Below are 25,117 nucleotides of genomic sequence, written 5' to 3' on the forward strand. Positions count from 1 at the left end.
CCTAAAAAAACACTCCAACTTATGCTGAATTTTCTTGCACTCTTTGGTGCTTATTTATCGACGCCACTTCAACAACTTAAAATGTGAACAAACAAATTGGTTACATCTTAAATTCCACCTTCCTGTGAAAATATTGATTGCAAAAGTAACATACTAAGCATAGTCGCCGCTCTTCAAACTCGCCTACCAACATCAAGATCCTAACCAAATAGCCGTCTCGCTTTGGCGACATAGGCGAGCAAGCTACTGAATTAAAGAATCAAATCGTTTCAAATACTTTTGAGGATTCACAAAACAGAAGATGACAACTTTTTGACTCATTAATGATAGCATTACCCACAACCAGGTTTGATGTGGTATCATATTCACAAAGCTTGCAAATAAACCACTTAACATTCACAAGCTCAATAGACTTAGTGGTTAATTCGCCATCAAATCATATAATATAAGAATGTGAGTTACATGCTTGATAAAGAACTTAATAACGATAATTACCAAGTAGGTGCTGAGTTTATATATGTTTGCTCAACACGCACTCTCTCTACATCAAGGCAAGAAGTGAGCCTAAATCGTGCTGAACGAGAACTATTGCACTGTTTAATCACAAATGCATATCGTGTGGTGTCTTTCGAAGAGTTACTGCAAGCTGGGTGGCCACACAAATCCGTTGCGCGTACTTCTCTGTTTCAAACCATTCGCAATTTGCGCATTAAATTAAGAGAGACAGAAAAAGGTGAATTCATTGAGCACGTATCTAGCGTTGGCTACCAGATAAAAGCGACAAAGACCGTCACGACTACTGCTAAGTTAAATGAAAATCCCCCTCCTTTAGCTCATTCAAGCAACAAGCGGAAACAAGTTATAAGCACCATACTGGGCTTGCTAACACTCATGACGGCACTCCTCGTATACTTTAACTTGGAGAACACATCCGAAACCGATTATTTTTATCAGGTAAGCCATAGTAAAAAAAACAGCAGCATTGTTTATCTGACGAAATCACAAGATAAACTGAATTTTTTAGAAAAGAACAGCAACACATACCTAACACCCACAACATTAGGTCAGCGATTATTTTTTATTGCAAAAATGGATGATAGTTATTCGGTCGCATACTGTGATAAAAATGCTGATGGTGAGTGTATTGCATCATCAGTACAAGCCATCGCTTTTAGCCATAAAGACATCAATGTTTTTTGGAATAAACTGGCAAAAAATAGCAAGTCAAATCTAGCCATCCCTTTATTACATGATGAAAAGAATATTCAACACGCCGCTAAATCGTACAACCTTTATATTGATAATGGTAAGTTTATTCCGAACTTAAGCCAATTTTATCTTCAAAAAACAGGTTCATATAACTGGAACTATACAGCGGTATTCTATCGGAAATTTAACCATAAAAATCGTTTTATACCATTAGCATTTAGTGGTGGCGAGATATCATTATCTGCCACCAACAGAGCTCCTTTCATCGCAAAGGCCGTTGTCCACACAAACTGCTCTCATGCCCTGTTACCTAAAGATGAACTGGAAAAGTTAAGTGATGGGCCTGCGGGAAACCTAGAAAGGCGTATTAATCATGACTATAGCAAAAGCTCTACGACACTGGCTTATATTTTGTTTCGTCAAAATGGGCTTATCTTATGGTATTCCGACGTCGATGGTTTTTTCTGGTTCAATAAAGATCAGATCATGAACTCAGAATTTTCAGCATTGGCTGAACTTGATGCCTGTAAAGATTATCTAAACCTTGGTGTCTGTCATAATACGCCCGCTAATACGCCCGCTAATACGCAAGGATAATGGCATACCCTTACCACCCGTACGATTTAATCTATGGTGATGTAAAAATTTAATATGATGGTATTTGTTATTAACAATACCTACCAACAGCCATTTAAAAAGGAGGCAACCATTGGCTTCCTCCTTTTTTGTCAGTGCTTTTAACCAGCAATAACGATCAGTTACTTGGTTAGATTGGAATTAAAACTAAAATATTTCAAAACAGTTTGTTCTACCTGCTCTGCAATCACTTTATGTGCCTGAGTCGTTGGGTGTGTTACCCCCCAAAATACATAGCTATCAGATCCGTAACTTGCACAATCATTCGTTAGTGAATGACTCATCAAATAATCAACTGACGAACTACGATTAATATTCATACAAGCATCTGTGGCGTTTCTAAAACCGTAGCGTGATGGCTCTTGTGTTAATTGTTCGAATAAAGTACTGGTGTCATACAATGCAATATTGACGCCCTGCATACGGAATAACATAACCTCTTGAGCAACGAAATCATTAAATGCTGTGATTTTTGCTTTAATGGCTTTTGCTTCATTAGGATCGCTGTATTTAAACTGTGGCGCTTTTGTTGCGTCAGGTAAGTTTAATACCACAATATTATTTGCACCGTTGGCTATTAATTTTTTCAACGCACGATCAAAATCGTTGCTCACATCGGCAACATTACGGTTGTAATTGACAAAATCATTCAAGCCAAATTCAATCGTAAATAAGCTGTTTTGAGGGTTATAGTTCTTCGCCATTTTCATGTAGGTTAAGTAAGAGTCCACCTGATCATGAATACCAGACAAAGCAACGTATTTAGTTGTCCCCGCAGCACCACCAACAGCCCATGTATACAATGGAAGCCCTTTCGACTCGGCTAAATACTCGGTCCATACAAAACCATTTGAAAAATGACCTAAGAACCATGAATTACGGTTAGGGAAAATCCACTGCGAACCATTATATAAATTGCCCGTATCTGAAATACTATCACCAAAACTGATCATTTTATTGATAGTACCAGCCTGTTCCGCACTATCGTTCGTCCAAACCGAGTGGTTGTATGACATGCGAGTATCCGCTGCAAAATATGTCATATCAGCCGTGTCATGTGTCACCCCTAGGGTACTGTCACAACGCGCTTGAATTTCAGACTGCGGGGTATCGGTATAAAACATATTTTTAAATGAGACAGAAGAGTACCAATAGCCTGGTAGCGTAAAATAATCACCATTTTCATCCAACGCCCATTCCCATGTAGTTGCCGCATCATCATGCGTCGTATGCGGGCGGTACCAGCACTTCACATAAGTATATGTATTCGCACTTTGTACATTCTGTACTTGGGCATAAGAAATACTTTCGGGTGTCACCAGAGGTTCGCTCGCCGCTGCCGTAGTTATCGCTGAAGTTAAAATCAGGGTTAGTGGTATTATCATTTTTTTCATAAATAGGCTCGCCTCATAATTGTGTCACAATGGATAGTACAAAAATAAAAAGCTCGATAAGTGTCAGGAAAGCCTGAACGACTTAATATTGCGTTGCACTATATTGCTTATAGCGACCATTTTCTGTTGATAATAATAATTAATTGATACTAATTGTGATGCTTATACCAGATATTGAAATTTGAGTGTATACCGCCTAAATAATCATCCATAGAGGATTATTTATTTGCATTTATTCAATTCTTTAAATAATAAAACAGACATTTAATCTAACTAAAATCAAGAAACACCTATAAACAACGCCTATTACAACGGCAGATGTTTACTCATATAGTCAATAAATACTCGCAAACGAGCTGGCATGTATTTCGTTTGTGGGTATTGCATAGCGATTGCACCATGATAGTTACTTTTAATGGTCCAATCGCTTAGTACAGGTACAACTGTGCCTGACGCTAACGCATCTGCTATCACAAAGTCGTGGAAAATTCCGATCCCTAACGCATTTTTGACCCCATTCAATCGCATTTGTGAATGGTTCACCGCATAACGCCCTGAAACTGCCACAGTATGAAATTCATCGTCTTTCAGAAAGTCCCAAATATGATCTCGCTCTGTTTCAGCAAGGTATAAACAATCATGGCCAACCAACTCGGTAGGATGACGAGGAAAACCTTTCGCTTCTATATAGGCAGGGCTAGCACACAGTACTAAATTCGTTTTACCGATTTCCTTCAACACCAAGTTTTCATCAGGTTTATCCGTTAGTTTAAATGCGACATCGACATTGTGTTTAAACAAATCAATATCGCCATCGGCAGCGCGCAGCTTTAATTGAATCTCAGGATAGCGCTTTAAGAACGGCACAACAAAAGGTTGTAATACTGAGTTTAAAAAAGCCTCTGGCGCCGCAACCGTAATTGAACCTGCAGGCTCGGTGTGATCTGAAGTAGATAACTCAACCGCTTGCTGGGCAGCATTGACCATCAAAACACTTTGGTCATACACCCGCTGTCCAGATTGGGTGATAATCAGCTTACGCGTAGTACGTTCAAACAATTTTACTGACAAGGCTTTTTCTAAACGCGTGATCAATTTACTCAAAGCCGATGGTGTCACGTTCAGTTTTTTAGCTGCAGCAGTAAAGCTGCCCTCATTCACAACTAAAATAAAAGCGGCTAAATCGGGTAATAACGCGATGAGTTTGGTACTAATCATGATGTTCTGTGCTCTAAGTCTCAGTACACATTTTTATTTGTGCCTTAGATTCATTAATGTTTTTCCATCTTGAGGGATAATCCTCATAATGGCAATGAATTAGAATAGTGGAATAGCTATCAAGTGCTAACTATTGGCATTTTTAGCTGTCCCTACAACACAGTAACGACCAGGACGTTACTACTATAATGACTAGGAAGGAATAGGATTATGTCCTCTGCATTCTATCAACAGATCCAGAATCAAATTGAAGAAGTAAAAAGCGAAGGTTTGTACAAATCTGAACGCATCATTACTTCAGCTCAAAAAGCAGCTGTTTCAATCTCGACTGGCGAAGAAGTACTTAACTTCTGTGCTAATAACTATCTTGGCCTTGCTAACCACCCTGAGCTTGTAAAAGCAGCGAAAGCAGGTATGGATGAGCACGGTTTTGGTATGGCATCTGTACGCTTTATTTGTGGTACACAAGACTCTCATAAAGTGCTTGAAGAGAAGCTATCTACCTTCCTAGGTAAAGAAGATACTATTCTTTACACATCATGTTTTGATGCCAATGCAGGCCTTTTCGAAACCATTCTAGGCAAAGAAGACGCTATCATTTCTGATGCGCTAAACCACGCCTCTATCATTGATGGTGTTCGTCTATGTAAAGCGATGCGCTTTCGTTACTCGAACAACAACATGGAAGAGCTAGAGCAACAACTGATTGAGGCAAAAGAAGCAGGCGCACGTCACACGCTTATCGTGACTGACGGTGTGTTCTCTATGGACGGTGTTGTTGCGAACCTTCCTGCTATTTGTGACCTTGCTGAAAAACACGGCGCATTAGTGATGGTTGATGATTCTCACGCTGTGGGCTTCATGGGCGAAAACGGTGCTGGTACGCACGAATACCACAATGTTATCGACCGTATCGATATCATCACTGGTACCCTAGGTAAAGCAATGGGTGGCGCGTCAGGCGGCTACACATCAGGCAAAAAAGAAGTGATCGACTGGCTACGTCAGCGTTCTCGTCCTTACCTATTCTCTAATTCTGTTGCTCCTGCCATCGTTTCTGCATCTATTCGTGTGCTTGATTTGCTTGCTGAGTCTGGCGATCTACGTACACAACTATGGGAAAACGCGGCACATTTCCGTACTCGTATGGAAGCAGCTGGCTTCACTATGGGCGGTGCTGATCACGCGATCATTCCAATCATGCTAGGTGATGCAAAAGTAGCAGCAGAATTTGCTGAGCGTTCATTGGCGAAAGGCATCTACGTAGTAGGTTTCTCTTTCCCAGTAGTACCTAAAGGTCAGGCACGTATTCGTACCCAAATGTCTGCTGCACATACCCGTGAGCAACTTGATCGCGCAATTGATGCGTTCATCGAAGTTGGTCGCGATATGGCAATCATTAAATAATCACAGATAGTAGTAAGGGAAATAACATGAAAATTAAAGCTCTGTCTAAATTGAAGCCAGAAGAAGGCATTTGGATGACCGAGGTTGAAAAACCTGAAATGGGTCATAACGATCTGCTTATTCGCATCAAGAAAACAGCTATCTGTGGTACTGACGTTCATATCTACAACTGGGATGAATGGTCACAAAAAACAATTCCAGTACCTATGGTTGTAGGCCATGAGTACGTAGGTGAAGTTGTTGGTATTGGCCAAGAAGTTCGCGGCTTCAACATTGGCGACCGCGTATCTGGCGAAGGTCACATCACATGTGGTCACTGTCGTAACTGTCGTGGCGGCCGTACTCACCTTTGTCGTAACACTACAGGTGTTGGTGTAAACCGCACAGGTGCGTTCTCTGAGTTCTTGGTCATTCCTGCGTTCAACGCATTCAAAATTCCTGCAGAGATCTCTGACGATCTAGCATCTATCTTTGACCCGTTTGGTAATGCTGTTCACACGGCACTGTCTTTCGACCTTGTAGGTGAAGACGTACTGATCACAGGTGCGGGTCCTATCGGCATCATGGCAGCAGCAGTTGCACGCCACGTTGGTGCACGCCACGTTGTTATCACTGATGTAAACGAATACCGCCTAGATCTTGCTCGTGAAATGGGCGTAACACGCGCTGTTAACGTTGCAAACGAGAAGTTAGAAGACGTCATGTCAGACCTTGGCATGACTGAAGGCTTCGATGTGGGTCTTGAAATGTCAGGTAACCCATCGGCATTCAACAGCATGCTAACCAGCATGAACCACGGTGGTAAGATTGCCCTGCTAGGTATTCCACCATCAGACATGGGTATCGACTGGAACCAAGTGATCTTCAAAGGCTTGGTGATCAAAGGTATCTACGGTCGTGAAATGTTTGAAACGTGGTATAAAATGGCAAGCTTGATCCAATCTGGCCTAGACCTAACACCTATCATCACTCACCACTACAAGATTGATGACTTCCAAGCTGGCTTCGATGCCATGCGCTCAGGCAAGTCTGGTAAAGTAATCCTAGATTGGGAATAACATCCCCCTCTATTGGTTAGTTTTACTTAATCGAAGCTAAAACAGCAAAGCCCCTGTACGCATAATAAACACGTACAGGGGCTTTTCTTTGCTAGGCGACAAGTCTTACTTCTTAATTGCCGTTTTTAGGTACTTATAGGCTTCAGAAAAGAAGAAATAGACACCACCCGCACCAGTCGAAGCTGCATACTCTTGCGTTAAGTAAACAAAATTAGACTTAAACTTCTCTATCGCCTCTTCTTGGGTATCTGCGTAGATATAGTCGCCTTCCACCTCAAAGCCTTGTTCAAGCAATTGATTTTTTTCTTCTAAAAAGGTCTCTGATTCAGGGTTTAAAAACGTAAATGCTTTTTCGTTGTCGCCTTGACGGAAAAACTGAAACTTAGCCATATCAACACTTTCCTTCTGTACAATAAGTTATCGTTAAAGTGATTTTGAAGGGAATGGTACTAAGTCAGCCTCATAAGCTTAAAAGTAAAATAGCGCTAAATTGATTGCTTGGGAAGGGTTGTTTTATGCGAAACGACGAAGGATCAAAAAAGCCTGATGGAATCACTTCATCATCAGGCTTTTGTCTTGCTATTGGAAACTTATTGGCAAGGTGTGATTTCTAAGCGGTAGGGAATATCGTTTTGAGTCTTTCTATAATAGCGGATAAAGCAGTTATTATTTACCAGCTTACTCTGTTGACCTTCACGATAGACATTATCACGTTGCGTAATAGTGATTGATGGGCCTTGTAGATCATCTTGTCCATGAATAAAAACGATCGCCCAATCATCTCTCTTTGTGTGATCGCCTAAAGCATCAACTAATACAGGCAACGTCAATGTATCCGCCGCTGGGTAGCCGTAACGAAAGTCACAGCTTGTTTTTTCACAACCAGCAACAGGGACATCTTTATTAAGTAACGGGGTTGCTTCCAAGCCATTCATAGCTAGAATTCCGTATCCCATTTCCATCCCCGAAGTCATTGCTCCTTTCATTGCCTGTAGCGCTGAGTTTCTCGCGTCGACTTGCATGTTCATAAATCGAGGCGCTGCCGTAACGGCTAAAATGCCAAGGATGACAATCACCACCACTAGCTCAATCAGAGTAAAGCCTTTATTTTTCACACCAGCTCTCGACAAAAATTTGACAGGTGGTAATTCTATGCCTTTAAAAACACCAGTCAATACTCATGAAGAATAAATGGCGATCAAGATCACGTCACATTGGATTAATCATCACCATTTATAAAATGTCTAGAATCATACCCTTATCTTGTAAATAACCTTACTTCGTCGCCACTAAATGTTGCCACTCTTCATGCTTATTAAGGTAATGAACAACGTAACTACAAATAGGCACAATGCGTAAACCTTCAGCCTCGATATAAGGCAATACCGCAGCCATCATCTTCCCGCCTGCTCCTTGTCCTCTTAATGCATCAGGCACCGAGCTATGGTCCACCTGCAATACATTCCCGACACGTTGATAACTCAGCTTGCCCCAACAATCTGGCGCGAGTTCAATACGATATTCATTGTTATCCTGATCATGGATAACATTCAGTTGCTCTGCCATACATAGTTCCTTCTGCGTTTATGTTCTACTTACTTTGGTTTTTGCCTCATGGCGTTGTACCTATATAATACCGAATATCTAATAGTAGTGAGCAAGTGAATATAATGGCTAACCCTCTCGCCAATAGCGTCGTCGTACTCGATTTCGAAACCACGGGTCTTTCGCCTAATCAAGGCGATCGCGCCATAGAAATTGGTGCAGTCAAATTAGAGAACGGTATTGTTACAGGGCAGTTCCAACAGCTCATGAATCCTGGCCGTCGCGTCAGTAGTTTCATCGAAGGTTATACCGGCATTACCAACTCGATGCTGAGCACAGCCCCTTCTTGTGAAGAAGTGATGGATGAATTTGCCGACTTTATTGGCGACGCTAATCTTGTTGCACACAATGCCTCTTTCGATCAGCGATTTCTTGACGCAGAACTCGATATTATTGGTCGCCAGTATGGCGGCACATTCGCTTGTTCTATGCTGATTGCGCGTCGTCTGTATCAATCTGCGCCCAATCATAAATTAGGGAGTTTGGTTGAATATAAAAACATCGAGACAGACGGTGTTTTTCACCGTGCGTTAGCCGATTCAGAAATGACAGCCAAACTATGGCTACAGATGCTTGAAGACCTAAACCTCGACTTTAAGATTCAACACCCAAGCTTTGAGTTAATGCAAAAAATTGCTAAAAAGAATAAAGCAGCGGTACCTATGTTTTTGTACCGTGAAGCAAAAAATTTCGTTTAAACGCGCACGCTTCTTTCCTCGCCAAACCACAACGTCTTCCCTTTAAATCAGGCGTGTTGGCAAAGTATGTATAGCCAGAGTCATTGGCTACTACCTTGCTACGTCAATACGCCTTAACTATCTTCTAGTTATGCTCGCATTAACATCTACATACAAATCCAACCTGCAACTGATAGGCTCCCGGGCATAAACATCGATACTCATGTTGATAATCTGTTAGGGTGTGTACGCACTCAACATCAGAAGTAGGACGCTATAATGCAACTAAGACAATGGTTTCTAACCGTTTGCCTGATAGGCATCACCCTTCCCACCCTTGCTGAATCTACCCCAGATAGCCAGCAAGAGCCTAAGAGTGAACCAACCTACTCTGAGCTCAGTATTTATGATAAACCGCTGATGGAGCGCTATGTTTTAGATGAATTGAAAACATTACGTACCAATCAGCAAGACCTTGAACGCCGCATGATTGTCGAAATAACTGATCGGGAGTTAGCCGTAGCTGACAAATCTCTGAATTATGCCAATGTCACTGTGACTTATTTCTTTTACATCATTGCGGGTGTCGCATCACTGATTGCCTTGATAGGTTGGCAGTCATTACGCGAAATGCGGGTCAATACTAAGAAAATGGCGGATCAACAGCTACAAGAAATCGCCGAACAATACGAGAAAAAATTCCAAGCCTTAGAACGCGAACTTCGCAGAAAAACCCGCAGTATCAGTGATAACAACAAAGAAATCGAGAAAATTAACGAGGTTCATAACCTCTGGCTACGCGCACAAAACTTCCAAAATCCTGAGCAAAAAATGGAAGTCTACGATGAAATCTTAAAGATCCGTCCTGGTGATTTAGAAGCCTTAACCCACAAAGCTGATGCCGCAATGGAAATCCGCGAGTTCCACTGGGCACTTAGCTTGTGTAACCGCGTATTAGAAGTAGATGACTCTAATGCTCATGCACTTTATCAACGTGCTTGTGCTTATGCCCGCCTCGGTGTGGATGAGCAAGCAATATCAGATTTAGAACGCTCAATTAGTGAAAGTGCACTCATGCGCGATCTTGCTGCAGAAGAAGCTGATTTTGAAATGCTACACGGCAACGAGCGATTTGATATGTTGATCGCAGCAACAGAGCAGTAAACACGCCATCGAACAGCGTGTCATCTCGGCAGTATCCTCATGAATTTTAAAGTGATACTGCCAACCTCCTCTTATTTATTCCTTTGCATCCCACCACTCTATTTTCTTTAACACTCAACGCATCGAACTCTAAGCAATTAACAGGTTGCTTTCGCACTGTAATACACCTCCAACACCCACAAACCCGCTATTTCAGAGCATTTAATTCTACAAAATCCGTTCCATTAACGAATCATTCACCACAATTTATTTTGAACTCTAAACAATTAGTTGTTAGCATACTGTCAAATTGATAACTAACAGGAGAAAATCATGCGCATTTTGCGCTCACTGGGTGCGGCCAGTTTCATCGTCGAATAGACTCGACACAAGAAGGATAAGCCCGTAACAATGTCATATCGAAGGATGTATGAGTTTTCAAAAAGATATCAATAAACCCGTTTTTTTCATTTCATTAGTAATCATTGCATTACTTTCATTTGTCGGCGTATTTTGGCCTGACTCAGCACAAAACTATTTTGGTGCGATCCAAAAATGGTTCGTTACCCAAGCAAGCTGGCTATACATTTTATCTGTTGCCATCTTTCTAATTTTCCTCGTATTCGTCATGTGCAGCCGCATGGGCGATATCAAGCTTGGCCCCGATCATTCAGAACCTGATTACACCTTTGGCTCTTGGGTTGCTATGCTGTTTTCTGCAGGTATGGGTATCGGCCTGATGTTCTTCGGTGTTGCCGAGCCAGTCATGCACTTTATGTCACCACCTGTTGGTGATCCGCAAACGGTTGAAGCCGCTCGTGAAGCCATGAAGATCACTTTCTTCCATTGGGGCTTACACGCTTGGGCTATCTATGCGGTTGTGGCACTTTCACTCGCATACTTCTCATATCGCCATAAGTTGCCACTGCTACCACGCTCTGTGCTACACCCACTGATTGGCGATAAAATCTATGGGCCGATTGGTCACGCTGTCGATATCTTCGCGGTAATCGGTACCCTATTTGGCGTTGCAACCTCACTCGGCTTTGGTGTAATGCAAGTAAACGCAGGCTTTAATTACTTATTCGGTCTGCCGCAAACCACTACAGTTCAAATGGGCTTGATTGCCGTTATCACTTTGTTCGCAACTGTATCCGTTGTTTTGGGTCTTGATGGTGGTATCAAACGCTTATCTAACATCAATATGTCGCTAGCAATACTGCTTGTTGCCGTCGTGATTATTGCAGGTCCAACCGTACTTATTCTGCAATCATTCGTCCAAAACACAGGCAGTTATCTCAGCGATATTGTGAATAAGACTTTTAATTTATTCGCCTATGCACCTAAAGAAGATTGGATCGGTGGTTGGACACTACTTTATTGGGGATGGTGGATTTCATGGTCACCGTTCGTCGGTATGTTCATCGCTCGAATCTCACGTGGTCGTACTATTCGTGAATTCTTGATCGGTGTACTTCTGCTGCCTTCACTGTTTGGTTTCCTATGGTTTACCGCATTTGGTAACACAGCCATTGATGCCATCATGAACCACGGTGCAACTTACCTAAGTGAAGCTGTGAGCAGTAACGTGCCAGTCGCATTGTTCAAATTCTTCGAACATATGCCACTGTCTAGCTTATTGTCCATGATGGGCGTATTACTGGTTATTACCTTCTTCGTTAGCTCGTCTGATTCAGGTTCACTTGTTATTGATACTCTGACCTCTGGCGGTGCAGAAGAGCCACCTGTATGGCAACGTATATTCTGGGCGGTGACTGAAGGTGTCGTTGCTGCGGCATTACTTGGCGCTGGTGGCTTATCAGCCTTACAAACCATGACGATTGCGAGTGCTTTCCCTATCATGATTCTGCTCTTGGTATTTTGTTACTGCTTGTTTATCGCATTACGGAATGATTACCTGTTGCAGTCGAGTGTGCAAAATCACAATACGTCTGTGCAATACACCAAAGCAAGTGTGAGCTGGAAAGATCGAATCTCTTCGTTGGTTAGTCATCCAAAGAAAACAGAGGCGAAAGCCTTTATTGATGAGACAGCAAAACCTGCACTCACCTCGCTCGCGAATGAAATGAAGAAGCAAGGTCTAGCCGCCCGCATTCAAATTCTGGATCCTGAACGTGTACGTATGGTGATAGAAAAAGAAGGGGTAGAAGACTTTGCCTACGGTATTCGTCTGCGTCGATTTGTATTACCAACCTATGTTAATGAAGAGCAAAGCACTTACTACCGTGCAGAAGTCTTCTTGTTGCAAGGTGGCCAACAATACGATGTCTTAGGTTATACCCAAGATCAAATCATTGCTGATGCGATTACACAATATGAGCGTCACATGCACTTCTTACACTTAGCAACCTCAGAAAATGTTGCAAGTAAAGCTGGTTAAAGCGTCTTTTAAAAAATAAAGACTTAAACAAAATCAAGCCCTTAACACTCAAGTTATCATTCCTTGAGTATTGAGGGCTTTTTTCAGCAAAAAACTTCCCTTACGAATATAACTTGTTACATCATTTGTTCTTTTCGAAATTCTCTTGATAAGAAATTCATCTTCATTGTTGAATTTAACAACGTTCAATTCCTGTCGCTTTATATACCCATAGAGCATGCAAAAGGGAAGTAAGAATGAATGTAACAATGAGCCCCTCAATGTCGATTCTTGACTATCAACAAGCAAACGCAAACAACATATCCGCCAAGAACACGAATCAGCTAATTAAACCTATTATGGAGAGCAGAGAAACGACAACTCATGCAATAGACCATAATAAAAACCTCCAAACCCAAATGAAACATAGCGCCGAAAAAGCAAAAAAAGCACCAACAAAGAATGAAAACCGAAAAGATGAACTCCAAAAACTGAAAGAGCGATTAAATGAGAAAATTGAAGAGCTCGTTAAGCAAATAAAAAACTTATCTAAATTTGATAGTGAAGCTACTAAGCAGTTAAAAGAATCATTCCAATCACAACTGATACAAGTGCAAGGACAGCTTACAAAAGTAATCGATGAAGAAAGAAAGTTATTAGAAAAAGAAGCTCGAGAAAAAAACTTGTAATACGCCTGAACAATCAGAGTCTATTTAATCGCGCTAACTCAACCGACACATAAGAAAAACCCCAAAGGCACATATGTGCATTTGGGGTTACATTTCGAACTTTATTATTTGCCGCTAGTTTTGACTGATACTACTAGCCTAAATAAACATCTAGTCAATCAATTAACGGTTAATCGGGCGTACACGGAAGTTACGACCTTTCATTTTACCCGTTTCAAGCTTACGCACTGCTGCGCGCGCTACTTCACTATGTACAGCAACATAAGCACGGTTATCAAACAGGTGAATTTTACCGACTTGAGAGCCATTGATACCGTTTTCACCAGTCAATGCGCCAAGAATATCACCAGCACGTACTTTTTGCTTTTTACCACCATCGATAAGCAGCGTTGTCATTAGTGGACGACGCGTTGGCTTGTCTAGCAAGTCCATAGACGGTAGTTCTTCACCGTGAATTGAACGATCTAGGTAGTCTTCTAATAGCGCAACTTTGTAGTGCTCTTTATCGCTAAAGAGCGAACAAGCAATACCTTTGCTTCCCGCTCGACCTGTACGGCCAACACGGTGAACGTGCACTTCAGTATCACGCGCAATGTGATAGTTAATAACAGCATCTAGCGAGTCAATATCAAGACCACGTGCCGCTACGTCTGTCGCAACCAGAATAGACGCACTCTTATTGGCAAAACGCACCAAGGTTTGATCACGTTCACGTTGTTCTAGATCACCGTGCAGTGCTACCGCACTAAAGCCGTACATATCTAATGCGTCAGCAATTTCTTGCGCTTCACGCTTGGTATTACAGAACACAACCGTTGATTCTGGTTGGTGTTGTTGAAGTAGAAGACGCAATGCAATCATGCGGCTTTCATTGTCATCTACTTTGAAAAAGTGCTGTGTGATGCTGCTATTGTCGTGGGTTGATTCCACTTTCACCATAACTGGCTTATGCATAATGTCGTCAGCAATTTCTTTAATTTGCTTTGGATAAGTTGCACTAAACAATAACGTTTGACGATCGCTTGGCGCTTCATCAACAATCGCATCAATAGAAGATTGGAAACCCATTTCCATCATACGGTCAGCTTCATCAAACACTAGGGTATTTAATTCTGCTAAGTTTAAGAAGCCTTTGCGGATATGCTCTTCTACACGGCCCGGCGTACCCACAATAATGTGTGCACCATGCTCTAGTGAGCCAATTTGTGGACCAAACGGCATACCACCACAAAGGGTCAACACTTTAATATTGTGAATAGTACGTGCTAACTTACGGATCTCTTTAGCAACTTGGTCGGCCAGCTCACGCGTTGGGCACAACACCAAAGTTTGCACGCGAAAACGCTTAACATTCAAGTTAGAAAGTAATCCTAAACCGAACGCGGCCGTTTTACCTGAGCCAGTTTTTCCCTGCGCAATCACATCTTTACCTGCCAACATGTGCGGCAGACTTTGCGCTTGGATCGGTGTCATCTCGGCGTAACCCATAGATGATAAGTTTTCCAGCAAAGCAGGGTTCAGTTCGAGTGTAGAAAAGGCAGTCTGGCTCAAGGTTATGTCCTATCGTATAAAGAGTTAGGATGGATAATTACGGATTATTCCCATTAAAGGCTGCGCACAATACCAGTTTGCAGTGTGCAAGCATAGTAGCAGAACGTTTTTATCCTTGCTGTTTTAGTTCTAACACTATTAACTAAAATACAAACCAGCATGTGCGATATAAAACAACATCCCATACAGGCACACTTCAAACTTGCCACAAACGCACAAAAACGCCATTAAATCTTCTAATTACCTATCAGAAATATTATCTTTTATGCCATAATGCCGATAAGTTATAAATCAAACAATATTTGTCATTACTCATGCGTACGTCTCTACATTATTGCTTACTGTATACTATTGGTTTATTCACCATTTGTACGGTACCCCACGCCTATGCTAATAACTTTTCATATAATTATGTAGAAGCGCAGGTCATTACAGACCCTGGTGGTATCGGCGTGGCTGGCAGTGTTCCTTTCCACGAACATGCGCATGTTGTCTATAACGCACAAACTTCTTTCAATTCCGATTGGCTACTCACTGGCGGGGTTGGCTTTAATGCACCTATCGCAGATCGGGCTGATGTACGTGGCTATTTAAAAGCACACTCACGCAAAAACGATCAAACCAATGGCGACTGGGGTGACACATTTTCTGAGTTCAGTTTAGACTTCTCCATTTGGGCCAATCAGCTGTCCGAAGTCGGCGCATCAATCGGCACCTACTACATGCCTGAAGATGAAGAAATTGATAAATTCCACCTGTTCTATCGTTATCATGCCACCAGCGCGATATCCATTGGTGTTGAACTTCACCTAAGCGGCTTAGATGATGGCCAGATGTTACTATCAGCCCGCTACCCTCTCGGCTAATATCTCCCCAGAAAAACGTAGAACTCAACGAATCAGTCATTAAGAAGCAGCATTATGCTTACTAATGGCTGATTTTCTTGCTTGATACATATAGACTGTCGATAAAAAGACAAATAAGATTTGATTTAATTATGTATAAAGCTGTTACGTGCGCACTATTCACCTTCTTCTTAATCATTACTTCCGCTAACACATACGCTAATAATTTTAATTACAATTACGGTGAAGTACTTGTTCCACTCAATCCTGGCGGCCTTGGTTTAGGCGGTTCAATGTTGATCCACCAAAATGCTCACCTGGTTGCCGAGGCACAAAGCGCCTTCAAAAATGACTGGTTAATAACAGCTGGTGCAGGCTTTAATGCGCCGATATCACAATTCGCGGACCTACGTGGATATTTAAAAATACATTCGCAAAAAAACAAACAAACAACAAATACCTTTGGCCGCTTTTTTACCGAGTTAAGCCTCGATGCATCGACATGGGTGAACCCTGTTTCAGAAGTTGGAGCAAGTGTTGGTTCTTACCTTATTTCTGATGACGATAAAAAATTAAAACTTCAAACTTATTATCGCTTTCATCCAACACCAACATTCTCATTCGCTGCAATTTTAAATATTAGCGGACTTGAAGATGGTCAAATCATGCTATCAGCACGCTATCCACTAGGATAGAAGTGTGATTATGCTGGCGCACCGCGGTAATAATGCCATAGGAATAATGATCCGACGGTTCGCCATGGCGTCCACGCGCTGACAAGCTCGCGCGCTTCTTTTGCGGTGGGCTTTTCGTCTAATCCCTTTAAACGCCCTAATGCCACTTGCAGTGCTAAGTCGTCTGCTGGAAACACATCGGTTCGTGCTAGTGCAAACATCAAATATATCTCGGCGCTCCAACGACCAAAGCCTTTTAAAGCCATAATGCTATCTATCGCTTGCTCATCATCAAACGTTGCGAGTCGATCGATATCTAACTGTCCATTATAAATCGCCTGCGCTAACCCTCGGGTATATAGCACTTTGCGCCCAGACAAGCCTGCCTCGCGAATGCTTTGCTCACTCAAACTCAAATAATGCTCAGGGGTAACCGTTGGCATAAGTGCTGTGACTCGGGCCATAATGGCTTTTGCAGCATGGGTAGAGATTTGCTGGCTGACCACGATAGACAACAGTGATATAAAGTGAGGTTTTAAATAACGTGGTGGAGGGTTGCCATATTCCAGCCACGCCTTCGCAAGATCAGCATCAAGCAAAGCTAGCTCTGTCATTCCCTGCGCGATCAATTTTTCATCCATTCACTTGCTCTCTATTCGCCTCACTTCCTCCAATCTAGCGTATTACTTCAAAATAGCAAAAAGCCATACTAAGCTGCCTTAGTATGGCTTTTATAAGCATTTAACGGGGTTAAAGCTTACACGTAATCACTGTACGGGTTTTCGGTTGGCAATTGGATTGCTTGGCCAAACGCTGACAGATTCATGCTTTCAGGTGTCATCGTAATTGATGTTTCATCCATGACATTTTCACCAAAATCGTAACGAATGCTCTCTACGCCCTGACAAGCCGCTTGATCTTGTTGGCTCACCATTTGGCTAATTGGTTCGTTTTTCGCTTGGTACTGCGCAAAAGCCTCTGCACCGTATTTTTTCACTAGCATTGCTGTTGTCTGAGCTGGAGACAGCACCAAGCCTGTTGCGTTATTTCCGCCAAAACCTTTCGCATTCAAAATAACGGCTTTGTAGTCTTCGCCCTTCTCGCCCGCATATTGGTGTTGTGTCAGAATATTAAGATTCGACTGGTGTACATCTTCAGCAATATGGTCAATCGAAGTAATGCCCGGCACCCAGCCGTACTGCCATACGCCTAGCGAAGCGATAAGTTGATCGCCAGCTGCCGCGCCCATAGAGTGGCCCAAGTAAGACTTCACTGCCGTTACTGGCCAGTTATCAATACTAAAGGTTTTCGCGACTTCGTTCAGAATATGGCTTTCTGTCACGCGATTTTGCGGTGTGCCTGTACCATGCGCTTGTACATAAGTTTGCTTCACACCTTGCTCGCCTAAAATGGCTTTTGCTAAGGCTGTCGCTTTTGCTACCGTGACATAGTTACCCACACCCGGTGCAGAGATAGACTTTTTATTACCGTCGGCATTCACGAACACATCAGCGACAGAACCATAAATATTCATGCCAAGTGATAACGCCAGTTCATCATCCATCAGTACCACAAACTGCGATGATTCCGCCATGGTGAAGCCAGCATTGCTTGAGAACGGACGACACGCACGGCGGTTATCGACGGTTTCACTTTGATCGAGGGCTTTAATTTGCTCATCTTCCGCCAATGCGCCCATCACACGGAAACCTTCCATCACTTCTGCTACAACAGGGGCTTCAGCGTTACCAACAATAACAACCTTCGCTTTACCATGCTGAATGTCGTACATGCCTTGACGGAGGTTATAGAGGAAAGTCGCACACGCGCCCATGTTGGTGCCCGTTGTACCAACACTGTTGATCATGTAACCATTAATGAAATCCGCTGGCATTTCAGCAAAGGATAACGCCATCATCTTTGAGCTAACACGGCTACCAATTAATGGCGCGGCAATCATGCCAGACAGTGATTGATCATCGATTTGACCTAACGCACTACCCGCATAGACAGAAACTTCGTCTGGCTGAATGTGTTTTAAAATTTCTTGCCAATCAACCCCCATCGAGTTCAACGCATCAGATGCACCGTATACCGACAGCTTTAAACCACGAGGGTGAAAACGGGAATTGTACAAACTACCTGGATCAAAGCCTGCGGGGATATTGCCACCGCTGGTTACAGGGTAACTTGTGCGGTCTTCTAACAAGGCTGCCAGATCACCCGTTACAGTGATTTTGACTTTGCTGCCTTGTACTTCAAGTGACCAGTTCTCAGGAATTTTTGTTGGCAATTTAGATTTGCGCACCGTGAATGTCATGGTGTCGCTACCGCTATTAATCGTTGCTTTGTACTGGTGCAAAATATTGTCAGGATCAAATGAATCAATACGGCGGATTAGTGTGCCCGCTTTAATCGCTTCAATAAGCTCATCGGTAAGATTTTCCTCTTGGCTTAATCCCATTCGACGCGCAAGATCTTGCCATGTTGATGCCATTACATCAGCAGATAATACATCCGACACCATACGCTTATAACTATGGAAACCAGAACTACGACCAGCAGCATTAATGCCACCAAAACCCACGATAAGCGGTAACTTTGTCATTTGACGCCTACTACAAAACAATAATTTGCGGCTAGGTTACCAATTTACGCTGGTTTATCACCCTGTATTTATGCCAAAATCACTGCCATTCACGCCAACATAGAGCCAATGTGTATGAAAGTCGGTTTTGTTCTCTACCATCGCGCCCTGATCACCGGCGTTTCCCTCGCCGCCGAGATGCTAAGCAGTGCGGCCAGTTTGCGAGAAAGACGGCTACAACGCAGTGATCCCTTTAGTATTCAGCTAATTGCAGCCAGCTTATCGTCACCAAAATTAACCGCGGGGCTACGCTTAGAGCCTGATATTACCTTCGATGACCCTGCGGCTTTCGACGTAATTATTTTACCACCTATGTGGGGGAACCCGCTGTCAGCACTTAGCCATACACCTGCGTTAATACCTTGGCTTATTGAACAATACCGCCAAGGCGCTAAGTTAGTTGCGACAGGCACTGGGGTGATGCTACTGGCAGAAACAGGCCTATTGGATTATCAAGTCGCAACAACACACTGGTACTTCTACGACAAATTCACCGCTCGTTACCCAAACGTCAAACTCAACCGCAAAGCGTCAATTACCGCCGCCAATGGCCTTTACTGTACAGGCAGTATCAACTCCCAAACGGAGATGATTTTGTTTTTGATTGCACAGCAGTATGGTCAAAAAATCGCGACCACTATCGAAACCCACTACGGCCATGAAATATCAAAATCAACCCAGCAACCGTTTTACCAAATTGGTGGCGAAGTACAGTTTGATGAGTCTATCGCGTTTGCTCAAGATTGGATGAAGCGCCATTTATCACAAGTGATCACCGCACAGCAAGTGGCGGATGCCTGTGAACTCCCTTTACGAACTTTCAGTCGCAAGTTTAAGGATCAGGTAGGGCAGGCTCCTCATCAGTACTTACAACAAATACGAATGGAAGCGGCACAAGAGCTATTGCGGGATTTCGGCATGAGTATTCAAGATGTTGCCGAGCAAGTCGGCTATAAAGATGCATATCACTTTTCGACACGCTTTAAGCAAGCCTTCGCCATGACTCCAGCACAATATCGCACCATGGTAAAAGCGAAGATTTATAACGCGAGTTAAGCAGGTATTCCGTGTAGTGAGACATTACGGTACTGTTTATCGCTGAGGCTAAACCGTATACGACCAACCAAAAGTAAGACTTGTCTAATAGCTGATACACTGGAAAATCATATCGCCACATAAACTGTCTGTATTGATTCGTAACGTTGTGAAGCTTATGTGGTTCATTCTGTTCGTCGTCATCAAATACATAAAACGCGCTGGCATCTATGCTGTCAGCGTCGTGACGATTTACAGCTATGGCGCTCAAGCTGGCGTACTACCGACGAGTAAAATCACGGTTGATGCCCATCAATGCCGCCTCGACTTTTTCCATTTAGCGAAAAATCAGCAACAAGAATTTGAACCTATCATTCAATTAGCCATGGTATACACCAAAAATAGCCAAAGCCGCTACGTGGCAATAAAGCGTAAAATTCCTACCGATATACACACGGCAGTTCAATATGAAAATATTCAATATCAACGCGCGCATAAACCTGTTGCTGTATTCACAACCTATTGGCAGTCGCTGAATAAAGATCACCAGATCGGCGGCCTTGTGGTATTAGGTAGCGATAATTACCAACAGGCTTTTGATAAAATCACCTCATTGATGTTCCAAGATGAAGGGCATTTTGAATTATCCCCTCAGCAAGGTAAGTCAATTTTAGGCTCCTTGCCTGAAACACCGCAGTCTATCCCCTTACCAGCGCGAGAACCTGACAATAATCCGAGAGAAAATAAGCCGCCAAAGAAACACTATTCCTCAGATAAAACAAGGCAAGGAATATATCAATTCTATGTGCAAGACGATCACCTAGCTCAGTTTAAACATTGCTTAAGCAAGACTTAGTCATGCACAGCTAACGCGCCTTCTAACTTTAATAGGTAGGCCTTCATGTCTACACCACCGGCATAACCCGTTAGTTTACCGTTAGCGCCAATAACACGATGGCAAGGTACGATAATCGCAATCGGGTTCTTACCATTGGCAGCACCAACCGCCCTAACCGCTTTAGGATTATTAATTGCATCAGCAATGGTTTTGTACGAACAGGTTTCGCCATAAGGAATACTTCGAAGTGCTGTCCAGACCTGCTTTTGAAACTCAGTACCTTCTGGCGCAAGCGGTACAGTAAAGCGCGTTAATGTGCCAGCAAAATACGCATCAAGCTGGTGACAACATTCAATAAATGGATCTTCTGTTAATAACCAATCGGGGTCGACATCATCATCTTCACGTTGTGAGGCCAGCGTTACTCCAATCAAACCATGTTCATTGGCGAGCAAACGTATCTTACCTAAAGGGGATGGATGGAAATGACAAAACATTTTGCACCTCGGGTAAATAAACGATTCAAAAACGAAATTATCACCATGATGCCGTTTTTCACACCAATATGCACCACACTATTGATATTGGTAACAATAAACACAGGTCCTAATTTCCATTTAGCGGCGACTTACCACTATTCAGGCGGTATTGGCCTCAAACCAGCTCGAACTTGTTAAAAATCAGCTATTCACACCAAAACCATAGCGAGTGACATTCGTTCTTCAAAGCGAAGTTCGCTCAACATTATGGACATTTAACACCATAATGATTGGATCAAAACGCTATTTTTCAATTGGAATATTCCTCTTATTCTTGCTGCCAACAACACGGTTGAAGAGGCTAACTCAAGCAACCGACAAATTATTAGTACAAGTAAAACGCTGGAGAGCACCATGTCTCATCAAATTATCGCCGATCTAAACACGCGTTACACAGCAAAAAAATACGACGCAACCAAGCGCATTTCGCCAACAGATATGGATGTTATCAAAGAAGCAATTCGTCTATCTGCTTCTTCAATCAACTCACAGCCTTGGAAGTTTATTGTGATTGAAAGTGATGAGGCCAAACAGCGCTTCCATGACACTTTTGCCAATATGCACCAATTTAATCAGCCACATGCTAAAGAAGCATCGCATACAGTACTATTTGCTTATAATCCGAATTATAGTAAAGATGAGTACAAGAAAGTGGTTGATGTCGAGGTCACATCTGGTCACTTGCCTGCAGACAGATATGATGCAATGCTCAATGGCGCCTATGGGTTTGCGGAAGCGAATACTGATGAAAATGGCTTTAATGGTGGCTGGACTAAAGCACAAACCTATATCGCCTTAGGCAATACATTACACACTCTAGCCCGACTGGGTATTGATTCAACGCCAATGGAAGGCGTGGATTCCAAGTTGATTGGTGAAATATTTAAAGATGAGCTTGATGGCTACGTTTGTGACGTTGCACTTGCGATGGGCTATCGCCTCGCTGATGGTGATTACAACTATGGTTTACCTAAATCTCGCCTAGCAGCAGAAGATGTAATCACAGTGCTTTAATCAGCAGCTGCTGAGTAACAACATAATATTCAAAAACCGCCAATGGCTAAGTTGGCGGTTTTTCTATATCTCATATAACAGCGATTTATGCCGTGATAACTTACTGAGTAAGCTGTACTTTATGGCCAAGATACATCACTTCAACCGTGGCATAACCCAAGTTAACCGCTTCAAATTGTTTGGTCAGTTCGCGCGCATGCTTTGCATCTTTTGCTAAAAAAGAGACATTATAAATTGGGCGCTCTACACCACTTTCTAGTGTTTGGGTATTCAAGTACGAAGATGTAATCAGACCCGCCTGATTTAAACCAATAACACGTTGCAAATCGACACCTAAAACACGATCCATCTCGAGGGCATCAATACCTTCACGCCATGTAAATGTCACCCCATAATTTTTGGGTACGGGTGTATTATCCAGCCATTTATTGCCAAGCAAGCGTACGTTATTAATTTTTACCAGTTCTTTTTTATAAAGAGGCAAATTTGCCAACTTCGCTTTGGCATTGGCTTCATCTGTCGCATCAATAACAAAACGAATAAGTTTCATTGGTTTACCGTCAATACTGCTATCAAAGACAAACATATCTTTAATTTCACCGTTATTCACTAACTGGCCAAAAGCAGCGCGTTGCTCCGACATCGTCGCTAGTACATCATTCGCGTTATTGGTATTCCATGCGAGTTCAACCCCATAATCAGCAGCAGAGACAGCAGTGCTTACCGATAGAGAAGCAAAGATAACAGTGGCAATAGTCATTACTTTTTTCATGGTTCTACCCTTTTGGTTAATTATATTTATTTTGCTGACGTTCTTTCTAATTCGGCTGTTGGTTAAAAGCGCGAACGGTAACTACGGTGACACCCGCGGCAAGTCTTTTCGGCTTTCGACAACCCTGTTTTTAATTCATTAAGGTTTTGCTGTTCGCTTGCTTGATGCATTTGCTGGAAGCCCGTATCCATTTGAGCCAACAAAGCGTTAAATTTTTCAGGCTTATTCCATACCTCTTTTTTCGCTTTACTGCCGCTTTGGCTTCCTTCAGGAAATAATGTCATCAGCGCTTTACTGTGATCAGCAAGTTGCTCACTGATCAGCGCGAGTTGCTGCCAATCCGTATCTTGACCACCAATACTTTTTGAAGCCGTTTTCAAATCGCTTTCGATACTGCTAAAGGCTGTTTGACGCTGTGCAATTGCTTGGTCGTAACTATCAACACCAGCCTTCGCAATCACTGGCAAGCTAATAACCAGCGGTAGCAATACCAAGGCACATACTTTTTTATTCATTCGCTTTCTCATGACTCTCTCCAAGTTTGATTGGTTGCCACTGCTGGCTTGCTTTTTAATTTACACGGCAATAGTTGCAATTGCAACTATTGCCGTGTAAATTATCTCTGCCGCATAGATAAAGCATCAACTCATCGAACATTGATTAGGGGTATAGAATGAAAGTTTGGGATCTTTCCGCACGTATTTATCACTGGCTACAAGCCACTTTATTTTGCTTACTTCTTGCATCTGGCTTTTCAGGTAAAGACGCACATATCCCTCTTGGACTTATGCTGTTTACCTTGATTGTGTGGCGATTAATTTGGGGAGTTGTTGGCAGTGACACCAGCCGGTTTACACATTTCCTGCGCTCACCATTAAGTGTTATCCGTTATTTACGCGGTAAAGAAGACGCTAAAGCAGGCCATAATCCACTGGGGGGATGGATGGTTATTTGTATGATTGGTACTCTGTTATTGCAGTGCATATCGGGATTAGCTCTCGCAGGTTTATTAGATACCCTCCCAATGGCCGAATATTGGCTATCAGATAACGTTTTTACCGTTTTAGAGAATATCCACCTGTTTTTGGCCAATGGTTTACCTATTCTGATCGCTTTGCATGTAGGCGCGATCATTATCTACAAACTACGTAAAAAACCACTTGTTATGGCTATGTTTACTGGGCGCCAAGCTGGATTGGAGAAATCACAGACTGAGCTGTATTTCGCATCTAACGCACGAGCATTACTCGTGCTAACTGCCGCAGTATTCGTTACTATTGCAATAGTTGCATTCGCATAAGAGAAAAATAATGGACGAACAATTTGATAGGCAAAAGAGTTTTGGTTGGATGATCAATGTAGTCGCAAACCAAGCAGCCAAAAACCTCGAAACTGAGCTTGCGAAACATGATTTTCCGCGCTCACTTTGGCCAACAATGATGTGCTTATGGGAAAAAGAAGGGGTGACTCAACGTGAAATCGCGCAAATTGCTAAAGTAGAAAATTCCACCACTACACGCATTATTGACAAACTCGAAGTATTAGGACTCGTTGAACGTCGTGACGACCCCAACAGCCGTCGTTCATATCGCATTTATTTAACTAAGGCTGGACGAGATTTGAAAGGCACTTTGCAACCTATTGCCTTGAAAGTAAATAAAGAGATCCTCGATGTGCTTGATCCTAAAGAGCAAGACGAAATGATCCGCTTATTGCAAAAAATGATGCCAACATCAATATAAGATGAAATTAAGGCCTAGGAACACCTGAGACGGGTGTTTTTAGG

The 25,117-nt window shown here is 42.6% G+C and carries 25 protein-coding genes; 14 read left to right on the top strand and 11 right to left on the bottom strand.

Going from position 1 to position 25,117, the window contains the following annotated elements; genetic code table 11:
• Positions 1 to 462 precede the first annotated feature (462 nt).
• On the top strand, positions 463 to 1,806 hold the full coding sequence (locus tag L4C35_RS06730; RefSeq protein ID WP_428462155.1) for a winged helix-turn-helix domain-containing protein: 1,344 nt from the start codon (positions 463 to 465) through the stop codon (positions 1,804 to 1,806).
• 161 nt (positions 1,807 to 1,967) lie between these two features.
• Here L4C35_RS06730 and L4C35_RS06735 read toward each other — a convergent pair whose 3' ends face one another.
• Entirely contained in the window at positions 1,968 to 3,239 is a 1,272-nt protein-coding gene (locus L4C35_RS06735; RefSeq protein ID WP_428462156.1) for an SGNH/GDSL hydrolase family protein, read from the bottom strand.
• A gap of 306 nt (positions 3,240 to 3,545) precedes the next feature.
• Positions 3,546 to 4,457: a LysR family transcriptional regulator gene (locus tag L4C35_RS06740; protein WP_428462157.1), complete on the bottom strand. Its 912-nt coding sequence runs from the start codon at positions 4,455 to 4,457 to the stop codon at positions 3,546 to 3,548.
• Positions 4,458 to 4,667: 210 nt separating this feature from the next.
• Here L4C35_RS06740 and L4C35_RS06745 point away from each other — a divergent pair, with 210 nt between their 5' ends.
• On the top strand, positions 4,668 to 5,864 hold the full coding sequence (locus L4C35_RS06745; protein ID WP_428462158.1) for a glycine C-acetyltransferase: 1,197 nt from the start codon (positions 4,668 to 4,670) through the stop codon (positions 5,862 to 5,864).
• Between the two features lie 26 nt (positions 5,865 to 5,890).
• Positions 5,891 to 6,922: an L-threonine 3-dehydrogenase gene (tdh, locus tag L4C35_RS06750; protein WP_428462159.1), complete on the top strand. Its 1,032-nt coding sequence runs from the start codon at positions 5,891 to 5,893 to the stop codon at positions 6,920 to 6,922.
• 105 nt (positions 6,923 to 7,027) lie between these two features.
• Here the strand turns inward: tdh and L4C35_RS06755 are convergent, their stop codons facing one another.
• The 3 genes from L4C35_RS06755 to L4C35_RS06765 form a co-directional block, all read right to left on the bottom strand.
• Positions 7,028 to 7,312 (bottom strand): hypothetical protein, encoded by a 285-nt coding sequence (locus L4C35_RS06755; protein WP_428462160.1) that lies wholly within the window; start codon positions 7,310 to 7,312, stop codon positions 7,028 to 7,030.
• A 200-nt stretch (positions 7,313 to 7,512) separates the two neighbouring features.
• Positions 7,513 to 8,037, bottom strand: a complete 525-nt coding sequence (locus tag L4C35_RS06760) for a type II secretion system protein (RefSeq protein ID WP_428462161.1) — start codon at positions 8,035 to 8,037, stop codon at positions 7,513 to 7,515.
• Between the two features lie 160 nt (positions 8,038 to 8,197).
• Positions 8,198 to 8,488 carry a GNAT family N-acetyltransferase gene (locus L4C35_RS06765; RefSeq protein ID WP_428462162.1) on the bottom strand — a complete coding sequence of 97 codons (291 nt, stop codon included), beginning with the start codon at positions 8,486 to 8,488 and terminating at the stop codon, positions 8,198 to 8,200.
• Positions 8,489 to 8,592: 104 nt separating this feature from the next.
• Here L4C35_RS06765 and L4C35_RS06770 point away from each other — a divergent pair, with 104 nt between their 5' ends.
• The 4 genes from L4C35_RS06770 (at position 8,593) to L4C35_RS06785 (ending at position 13,416) form a co-directional block, all read left to right on the top strand.
• A complete protein-coding gene (locus L4C35_RS06770) occupies positions 8,593 to 9,225 on the top strand; it encodes a 3'-5' exonuclease (RefSeq protein ID WP_428462163.1) in 633 nt (210 codons plus the stop codon).
• A 258-nt stretch (positions 9,226 to 9,483) separates the two neighbouring features.
• Positions 9,484 to 10,368, top strand: coding sequence for a tetratricopeptide repeat protein (locus L4C35_RS06775; RefSeq protein WP_428462164.1), 885 nt, complete (start codon positions 9,484 to 9,486; stop codon positions 10,366 to 10,368).
• 409 nt (positions 10,369 to 10,777) lie between these two features.
• The gene (locus L4C35_RS06780; protein ID WP_428462165.1) at positions 10,778 to 12,748 is read left to right on the top strand and encodes a BCCT family transporter; all 1,971 of its coding nucleotides are present in this window, start codon (positions 10,778 to 10,780) and stop codon (positions 12,746 to 12,748) included.
• Positions 12,749 to 12,984: 236 nt separating this feature from the next.
• The gene (locus tag L4C35_RS06785) at positions 12,985 to 13,416 is read left to right on the top strand and encodes a hypothetical protein (RefSeq protein ID WP_428462166.1); all 432 of its coding nucleotides are present in this window, start codon (positions 12,985 to 12,987) and stop codon (positions 13,414 to 13,416) included.
• Between the two features lie 162 nt (positions 13,417 to 13,578).
• On the opposite strand, the gene dbpA is transcribed toward L4C35_RS06785, so the two are convergent.
• Entirely contained in the window at positions 13,579 to 14,967 is a 1,389-nt protein-coding gene (gene dbpA, locus L4C35_RS06790) for an ATP-dependent RNA helicase DbpA (protein WP_428462167.1), read from the bottom strand.
• A gap of 314 nt (positions 14,968 to 15,281) precedes the next feature.
• On the opposite strand from dbpA, the gene L4C35_RS06795 reads away from it, so the two are divergent.
• A complete protein-coding gene (locus L4C35_RS06795) occupies positions 15,282 to 15,833 on the top strand; it encodes a hypothetical protein (protein ID WP_428462168.1) in 552 nt (183 codons plus the stop codon).
• A gap of 77 nt (positions 15,834 to 15,910) precedes the next feature.
• On the top strand, positions 15,911 to 16,507 hold the full coding sequence (locus tag L4C35_RS06800) for a hypothetical protein (RefSeq protein ID WP_428462169.1): 597 nt from the start codon (positions 15,911 to 15,913) through the stop codon (positions 16,505 to 16,507).
• A gap of 8 nt (positions 16,508 to 16,515) precedes the next feature.
• Here L4C35_RS06800 and L4C35_RS06805 read toward each other — a convergent pair whose 3' ends face one another.
• Positions 16,516 to 17,127: a DNA-3-methyladenine glycosylase family protein gene (locus L4C35_RS06805; RefSeq protein WP_428462170.1), complete on the bottom strand. Its 612-nt coding sequence runs from the start codon at positions 17,125 to 17,127 to the stop codon at positions 16,516 to 16,518.
• A 116-nt stretch (positions 17,128 to 17,243) separates the two neighbouring features.
• Positions 17,244 to 19,094 carry a beta-ketoacyl synthase gene (locus L4C35_RS06810; protein ID WP_428462171.1) on the bottom strand — a complete coding sequence of 617 codons (1,851 nt, stop codon included), beginning with the start codon at positions 19,092 to 19,094 and terminating at the stop codon, positions 17,244 to 17,246.
• A gap of 114 nt (positions 19,095 to 19,208) precedes the next feature.
• On the opposite strand from L4C35_RS06810, the gene L4C35_RS06815 reads away from it, so the two are divergent.
• The gene (locus L4C35_RS06815) at positions 19,209 to 20,189 is read left to right on the top strand and encodes a GlxA family transcriptional regulator (protein WP_428462172.1); all 981 of its coding nucleotides are present in this window, start codon (positions 19,209 to 19,211) and stop codon (positions 20,187 to 20,189) included.
• Positions 20,190 to 20,346: 157 nt separating this feature from the next.
• Positions 20,347 to 21,024: a hypothetical protein gene (locus tag L4C35_RS06820; RefSeq protein WP_428462173.1), complete on the top strand. Its 678-nt coding sequence runs from the start codon at positions 20,347 to 20,349 to the stop codon at positions 21,022 to 21,024.
• Here the strand turns inward: L4C35_RS06820 and L4C35_RS06825 are convergent.
• A complete protein-coding gene (locus L4C35_RS06825) occupies positions 21,021 to 21,503 on the bottom strand; it encodes a methylated-DNA--[protein]-cysteine S-methyltransferase (RefSeq protein WP_428462174.1) in 483 nt (160 codons plus the stop codon). The two genes, L4C35_RS06820 and L4C35_RS06825, sit on opposite strands and share 4 nt — an antisense overlap.
• A 396-nt stretch (positions 21,504 to 21,899) precedes the next feature.
• On the opposite strand from L4C35_RS06825, the gene L4C35_RS06830 reads away from it, so the two are divergent.
• The gene (locus L4C35_RS06830; protein ID WP_428462175.1) at positions 21,900 to 22,559 is read left to right on the top strand and encodes a nitroreductase family protein; all 660 of its coding nucleotides are present in this window, start codon (positions 21,900 to 21,902) and stop codon (positions 22,557 to 22,559) included.
• 100 nt (positions 22,560 to 22,659) lie between these two features.
• Here L4C35_RS06830 and L4C35_RS06835 read toward each other — a convergent pair whose 3' ends face one another.
• Both L4C35_RS06835 and L4C35_RS06840 read right to left on the bottom strand, forming a co-directional pair.
• Entirely contained in the window at positions 22,660 to 23,331 is a 672-nt protein-coding gene (locus L4C35_RS06835) for a PH domain-containing protein (RefSeq protein ID WP_428462176.1), read from the bottom strand.
• A 62-nt stretch (positions 23,332 to 23,393) separates the two neighbouring features.
• Positions 23,394 to 23,858 (bottom strand): c-type cytochrome, encoded by a 465-nt coding sequence (locus tag L4C35_RS06840; RefSeq protein ID WP_428462177.1) that lies wholly within the window; start codon positions 23,856 to 23,858, stop codon positions 23,394 to 23,396.
• A 146-nt stretch (positions 23,859 to 24,004) separates the two neighbouring features.
• Between L4C35_RS06840 and L4C35_RS06845 the strand changes: the two genes are divergently transcribed.
• Positions 24,005 to 24,631 carry a cytochrome b/b6 domain-containing protein gene (locus tag L4C35_RS06845; protein ID WP_428462178.1) on the top strand — a complete coding sequence of 209 codons (627 nt, stop codon included), beginning with the start codon at positions 24,005 to 24,007 and terminating at the stop codon, positions 24,629 to 24,631.
• 10 nt (positions 24,632 to 24,641) lie between these two features.
• Complete coding sequence (locus tag L4C35_RS06850) at positions 24,642 to 25,073, top strand: MarR family winged helix-turn-helix transcriptional regulator (protein WP_428462179.1); 432 nt, start codon at positions 24,642 to 24,644, stop codon at positions 25,071 to 25,073.
• The last annotated feature ends 44 nt before the right edge of the window (positions 25,074 to 25,117 follow it).

The organism is Photobacterium kagoshimensis (assembly GCF_050337045.1).
GTDB classification, from domain to species: domain Bacteria; phylum Pseudomonadota; class Gammaproteobacteria; order Enterobacterales; family Vibrionaceae; genus Photobacterium; species Photobacterium kagoshimensis.

Bases quoted from the DNA above. Each gene is read 5' to 3' on its own strand.
- L4C35_RS06755 (WP_428462160.1), bottom strand. From the start codon at position 7,312: ATGGCTAAGTTTCAGTTTTTCCGTCAAGGCGACAACGAAAAAGCATTT.
- L4C35_RS06770 (WP_428462163.1), top strand. From the start codon at position 8,593: ATGGCTAACCCTCTCGCCAATAGCGTCGTCGTACTCGATTTCGAAACC.
- L4C35_RS06780 (WP_428462165.1), top strand. From the start codon at position 10,778: ATGAGTTTTCAAAAAGATATCAATAAACCCGTTTTTTTCATTTCATTA.
- L4C35_RS06740 (WP_428462157.1), bottom strand. From the start codon at position 4,457: ATGATTAGTACCAAACTCATCGCGTTATTACCCGATTTAGCCGCTTTT.
- L4C35_RS06775 (WP_428462164.1), top strand. From the start codon at position 9,484: ATGCAACTAAGACAATGGTTTCTAACCGTTTGCCTGATAGGCATCACC.
- L4C35_RS06745 (WP_428462158.1), top strand. From the start codon at position 4,668: ATGTCCTCTGCATTCTATCAACAGATCCAGAATCAAATTGAAGAAGTA.
- L4C35_RS06730 (WP_428462155.1), top strand. From the start codon at position 463: ATGCTTGATAAAGAACTTAATAACGATAATTACCAAGTAGGTGCTGAG.
- L4C35_RS06845 (WP_428462178.1), top strand. From the start codon at position 24,005: ATGAAAGTTTGGGATCTTTCCGCACGTATTTATCACTGGCTACAAGCC.
- L4C35_RS06795 (WP_428462168.1), top strand. From the start codon at position 15,282: ATGCGTACGTCTCTACATTATTGCTTACTGTATACTATTGGTTTATTC.
- L4C35_RS06850 (WP_428462179.1), top strand. From the start codon at position 24,642: ATGGACGAACAATTTGATAGGCAAAAGAGTTTTGGTTGGATGATCAAT.
- L4C35_RS06825 (WP_428462174.1), bottom strand. From the start codon at position 21,503: ATGTTTTGTCATTTCCATCCATCCCCTTTAGGTAAGATACGTTTGCTC.
- L4C35_RS06785 (WP_428462166.1), top strand. From the start codon at position 12,985: ATGAATGTAACAATGAGCCCCTCAATGTCGATTCTTGACTATCAACAA.
- L4C35_RS06810 (WP_428462171.1), bottom strand. From the start codon at position 19,094: ATGACAAAGTTACCGCTTATCGTGGGTTTTGGTGGCATTAATGCTGCT.
- L4C35_RS06835 (WP_428462176.1), bottom strand. From the start codon at position 23,331: ATGAAAAAAGTAATGACTATTGCCACTGTTATCTTTGCTTCTCTATCG.
- L4C35_RS06805 (WP_428462170.1), bottom strand. From the start codon at position 17,127: ATGGATGAAAAATTGATCGCGCAGGGAATGACAGAGCTAGCTTTGCTT.
- tdh (WP_428462159.1), top strand. From the start codon at position 5,891: ATGAAAATTAAAGCTCTGTCTAAATTGAAGCCAGAAGAAGGCATTTGG.
- L4C35_RS06765 (WP_428462162.1), bottom strand. From the start codon at position 8,488: ATGGCAGAGCAACTGAATGTTATCCATGATCAGGATAACAATGAATAT.
- L4C35_RS06815 (WP_428462172.1), top strand. From the start codon at position 19,209: ATGAAAGTCGGTTTTGTTCTCTACCATCGCGCCCTGATCACCGGCGTT.
- L4C35_RS06735 (WP_428462156.1), bottom strand. From the start codon at position 3,239: ATGAAAAAAATGATAATACCACTAACCCTGATTTTAACTTCAGCGATA.
- L4C35_RS06830 (WP_428462175.1), top strand. From the start codon at position 21,900: ATGTCTCATCAAATTATCGCCGATCTAAACACGCGTTACACAGCAAAA.
- L4C35_RS06840 (WP_428462177.1), bottom strand. From the start codon at position 23,858: ATGAGAAAGCGAATGAATAAAAAAGTATGTGCCTTGGTATTGCTACCG.
- L4C35_RS06820 (WP_428462173.1), top strand. From the start codon at position 20,347: ATGTGGTTCATTCTGTTCGTCGTCATCAAATACATAAAACGCGCTGGC.